The organism is Roseateles sp., from assembly GCF_036486225.1.
Lineage (GTDB): Bacteria > Pseudomonadota > Gammaproteobacteria > Burkholderiales > Burkholderiaceae_C > Roseateles.
On record NZ_DASVNZ010000109.1, the window covers coordinates 1 to 4,884 of the forward strand.

The 4,884-nt window shown below is 70.6% G+C and carries 4 protein-coding genes; 3 read left to right on the top strand and 1 reads right to left on the bottom strand.

Translation table 11 applies throughout. From position 1 onward, the window contains the following. The coding region (locus tag VF536_RS07790) for a HAMP domain-containing sensor histidine kinase (protein WP_331614251.1) at positions 1-651 on the top strand (651 nt) is incomplete at its 5' end. A gap of 37 nt (positions 652-688) precedes the next feature. After that, entirely contained in the window at positions 689-1,582 is an 894-nt protein-coding gene (ypfJ, locus tag VF536_RS07795) for a KPN_02809 family neutral zinc metallopeptidase (RefSeq protein ID WP_331614252.1), read from the top strand. Between the two features lies 1 nt (position 1,583). Here ypfJ and VF536_RS07800 read toward each other — a convergent pair whose 3' ends face one another. Next, positions 1,584-4,094: an alpha/beta hydrolase family protein gene (locus VF536_RS07800; protein WP_331614253.1), complete on the bottom strand. Its 2,511-nt coding sequence runs from the start codon at positions 4,092-4,094 to the stop codon at positions 1,584-1,586. A gap of 35 nt (positions 4,095-4,129) precedes the next feature. On the opposite strand from VF536_RS07800, the gene VF536_RS07805 reads away from it, so the two are divergent. Further along, positions 4,130-4,884: hypothetical protein (locus tag VF536_RS07805; protein WP_331614254.1), on the top strand; the 755-nt coding region annotated here is incomplete at its 3' end.

A 4,884-nucleotide genomic window follows, 5' to 3' on the forward strand; every position in this document is an offset into this window, starting at 1 on the left:
ATCCTCGGCTTCTCCGAGCTCGGCATCATGCGCAGCGGCGGGCAGGAGCGGCTGCAGGCGATGTTCTCGGACATCCACGGCTCGGGACAGCGGATGCTGGCGCTGGTCAACGACCTGCTCGACGCCTCCAAGCTCGACGCCGTCGGCGCGCTGGAGTTGCGCGCCGAGGATCTGCGCGAGCCGGTCGACGCGGTGATGCGCGAGCTCGCGCCGTTGAGCGCCAAACGCCATCTGACCCTGGCCGTCGAGCTGCCCGAGCCGATGCCGGGGCGCGTCGATCCGCTGCGCTTCCAGCAGGCGGTGCGCAATGTGCTGGCCAATGCCATCAAGTTCGCGCCGCAAGGCGGCACCATCGAGCTGCGCGGCGATCGCACGTCCGAGGGCGCGCTGCACCTGTGCGTCGCCGACCGGGGACCGGGCATTCCGGTCGACGAGCTCGAGCGCATCTTCGACCCCTTCGTCCAGTCCAGCGCGACCAAGGACGGCTCCGGCGGCACCGGCCTGGGCCTGCCGATCAGCCGGCGCATCGTCGAGATGCATGGGGGACAGCTGTACGCCGCCAATCGCGAGGGCGGTGGCGCAGAATTCCACCTGATCCTCCCCGCCCACGACACGCCGGCGGCGGGGAGCGAGGCCCAGGCGGCCGACTGACGACTGACGACATTCAAGCCCGCATCAGGAGCACACCATGAAATGGGAAGGCAATCGCGAGAGCGACAACGTCGAGGATCTGCGCGGCAGCGGCGGCGGAAGCAGCGGCGGTGGCGGACTGCCCATGCTCGGCGGGCGAGGCATCGGCATCGGCGGCATCGTGGTGGCCCTGCTCGCGTCCTGGGCCTTCGGCATCAACCCGCTGACGGTCCTCAGCGCGCTCGACGGCAGCGCGGTCCAGACCGGACCCGGACCTGCCCAGCGCCCCGTGGAGCACAGCCGTCCCCAGGACACGCCGGCGAAGTTCGTCAGCGTTGTGCTCGCCGATACCGAAGACGTCTGGACCGCCGTCTTCAAAGCCGGCGGCAAGGCCTACCAGGCGCCGACGCTGACGCTCTTCGAAGGTCAGTCGCGCACCGCCTGCGGACTCGGTCAGGCCGCCATGGGACCGTTCTACTGCCCCGGCGACAGCAAGGTCTACATCGACCTCAGCTTCTATCAGACCCTGCGCGACCGGCTGGGGGCTCCCGGCGACTTCGCGCAGGCCTACGTGATCGCCCATGAGGTCGGGCACCACGTCCAGCATCTGCTGGGCATCACCGACAAGGTCGACGCCGCCCGGCGCCGCCAGTCCGAGCAGGCCGCCAACGCCACCAGCGTCCGCGTGGAACTCCAGGCCGATTGCTTCGCGGGCGTGTGGGCCCACCATTCCCAGCAGTCCAAGGGCTGGCTGGAGGCCGGAGACATCGACGAAGCCCTCAACGCCGCCGCCAAGATCGGTGACGACACCCTCCAACGCAGCGCCGGCCGGGCCGTCGTGCCCGAGAGCTTCACCCACGGCAGCAGTGAGCAGCGACAGCGCTGGTTCAAGCGCGGGATGGCTCAGGGAGATCTGCGGGACTGCGACACCTTCTCGGTGAAGCAGCTGTAGCTCACTGCGAGGCGCCGGATCCGGCGGCGGGCCGCGGCTTGGCCTCCACGCGGGGATCGCCGACGCAGCCCTTCAACCACTGGCTCATCTCCCACTGCACCTGGCCCGCGGACTCGCGGGCCGTGTAGCCGTGGGCCTCGAAGGGCAGCAGCACGTAGCGCGCCGTGCCGCCCAGACCCGCCATCGCCTGGTACAGGCGCTCGCTCTGCATCGGGAAGGTGCCCGAGTTGTTGTCCGCCTCGCCGTGGATCAGCAGCAGGGGATCCTTGATCTGGTTGGCGAAGAGGAAGGGCGACAGCTTCAGGTAGACGTCCTTCGCGTCCCACAGCGACCGGCGTTCGCTCTGGAATCCGAACGGCGTCAGCGTGCGGTTGTAGGCGCCGCTGCGTGCGATGCCGCAGCGGAACAGCTTGGTGTGCGCCATCAGGTTCACCGCCATGAACGCGCCGTAGCTGTGGCCGCCGATGGCCACCCGCTTCGGGTCCACCGTGCCCAGGTCCTCGGCCTTGTCCACGATCGCCCGCGCGTTCGCGGTGATCTGCTCGATGAAGCTGTCGTTCATGTTGCGCGAGTCGCCCACCACCGGCATCGTTGCGTCCATCAGCACCACATACCCGTCCATCAACAGGTTCAGCGGGCTGATGCCGGAGAAGCTCATGTAGCGCCCCGGTGATCCGCTCAACTGCCCTGCGATCGCCGCATCGTTGAACTCCAGCGGATAGGCCCACACCAGCGCCGGACGCTTCTCACCCTCGCGCTGGTCCGGCGGCAGGTACATCCAGAACGACAGCTCCACGCCGTCGTTGCGCTTGAAGCTCACCAGCTCGCGCCGCACGCCCTTCAGCTGCGGCGTCGGATCCTTGATCCGCGTCAGCGGCGTCACCTTGCCGTTCTCGCGCAGCACCAGGTTGGGCGGCTCGTGCTCGGTCTCGCGCTGCGTCAGCAGCCGGCGGTCCTCGAGCAGCGCCACGGGCTGCTCGTACACGCCCTCGGCCGACTGGAACAGCCGTTGCACGCTGAGGTCCTTCAGCGACAGCTTGTCCAGGAACGGCCGATCGCCCTTCGGCCCCGCGCCCTGGCCCGACAGCAGCAGGTCGCCGCCCAGCGTCTGCGCCACCTGGTGGCCGTTGGCCAGCGTGCGCATGAACGGATAACCGGGATGCCGGTAGCGCTCGCGCACCGAGTGCTCGAACAGCGGGCGGCTCTGCTTGCCGTTGAGCGGCAGCAGGTAGGTCCGCGACCAGCCCCGGCTGCGGTCCTCTTCCGTCAGCAGGCCGTGGATGCCGTCGTCGAGGAAACGCAGCCGCGTGAAGCGGTAGGGCATGCGCTGCACCTCGAAGGGATCGCCGGTGTAGGGCGGGTCCAGCCGCATCACGCGGTCGCGGAACGCCGCGCGGTTGGCCGGGTTGCCGCCGTCCAGCGCCTCGACCCAGTAGATCGCCGCATCCTTGGTCGGCGACGGGTAGAACACGCGCGGACCGGGCAGGGCGCCGTCGATCGCGACCCCCTGCTTCAATGGCATCTTCACCAGCTCGCGGATCACCTTGCCGTCGCGCTGGCGGACTTCGACCACGGTCGGGAAATCGTCGAAGGTCAGGTTGTAGCTGAAGGGCCGCACCAGCCGCTCGGTCAGCAGCGCCTGGCCGGTGCCCACGCTGGAGACGCTGGTGAACAGGCCCGGCGCGCCGATGTCGCGGCTCTGTCCGCTGGCGATGTCGATCAGCGTCAGCTGCGAGCGCGCGTAGTGCTCGAACAGGTCCTCGTCGCGCGGATTGCGCAGCAGGTCCGGATAGGTGCGTTCGGGCGAGGCCTTGCCGTGCGTCTCCTGGATCGCCGGGCCGGTCTGGGCCCGGCTGGGCGCGGCGCCGCGATCGTCGGGGATGGTCAGCACGACCGCCTCGCGGGCATTCAGCCAGGCGATGTCGTCCGAATCCACGGCGTTGTTCAGCCGCACGTTGTAGATGCGCCAGAGCTGGCCGTTGGACGTCGCGCCGGCCCACAGCTCGTCGGCCGTGTCGGTGCGCCGGGACAGCAGGAAGCGCTGCCCGTCCGGCGCCCAGAGGAAGTTGTGCCAGGTCCCGCCGGCCGGGAGCTCGACGTCGCGCTCGGCGGCTTCCGGCTCGAGCAGCGAGCGCAGGCGCACGCGTTGCACCGCGAGCAGGTTCTGCTGGCTGGCATTGCGCGGATCGAAGCGCGCGCCGGCCAGACGCAGGCCGGGTCGTGCCAGTTCCTCGAGCGGCGTGTAGCGGCGCTGCTCGACCAGCGCCAGGGCCTGCCGGTCCGGCGACGGGATGAGGCGCGGCAGCGCTGGCGCGTCGAGCAGGTCGCGGATCGCGGCGGACGGCTGCTTGTACGGCGCGGGCGCGGCGGCGGTCGGACCGGCCATGCCGCAGAGCGTCGTCGCGAGCAGGCTGACCGCGAGCCGTCGGACGGCAGGGACGAGGACCATGAACGCGGCGGGGCCACCGACGGGCGGATGGCTCAGGCCGACAGAGGGGACGCGGGAGGACATGGGGTCGAAGTATCGCTGCGCTAGGATTCGCGCCCATGATCGAGCCCCCCGCCCCGCACGCGCACGACCTCCGCGCATCGCACGACCCGGCCGCCCGGGTCCCCGCGGTGCTGCCGGCCGTGGGCGAGCGCCTGGGCGTCTGGCGCGTCGCGACCGTGCTCTTCGAATGCGCGTCCGGCGTCTGGTTGCGTGTCGAGCACGGCAAGGCCGCTGCGCAGATCGGGCTCGCGCTGGTCTACCGGCACGAATCCGACGCGCAGGCGGTGCTGATGCGCTTCGCGGAGGACTCGGAATCGCTGTCGCGTTTCCAGCATCCGGCCTACGGCGCGCCGCTGGACAGCGGGCTGAGTCCCACGGGGCTGCCCTACCTCATCGTGCCCGCGATGGAAGGCGCGCCGCTGCTGCGCGTGGCGATGGCGCTGCCGCTGAAGCGGCGCATGCAGTTGCTGCTGGACCTGATCGAGATGCTGGACGCCGCCCATGTTCACGGCCTGGTGCTGCATGAGCTGGACCCCGGCACGCTCTGGCTGAGCCCCGCGCAGCAGCTGCACTGGCTGGGACAGGGACTGACGCCGCGCGACAGCCAGGCGCCCGCGGCGCTGGTGCGTGCCGCGGAGCCGCTGGCCAACGCGCGGCAACGTGCCGGCGGCCGCCCCGACGCCAACAGCGAAACCCATGCGCTGGGCCGCCTGCTGGGCATGCTGGTCAACGGACGCCTGCCGCGTCGCGACGCGACCGAGGACGGCTTCGAGGAAGAGCCCGAGCCCGGCGCGACACCCGTGGCGTCGCT

Bases quoted from the DNA above. Each gene is read 5' to 3' on its own strand.
- ypfJ (WP_331614252.1), top strand. From the start codon at position 689: ATGAAATGGGAAGGCAATCGCGAGAGCGACAACGTCGAGGATCTGCGC.
- VF536_RS07800 (WP_331614253.1), bottom strand. From the start codon at position 4,094: ATGTCCTCCCGCGTCCCCTCTGTCGGCCTGAGCCATCCGCCCGTCGGT.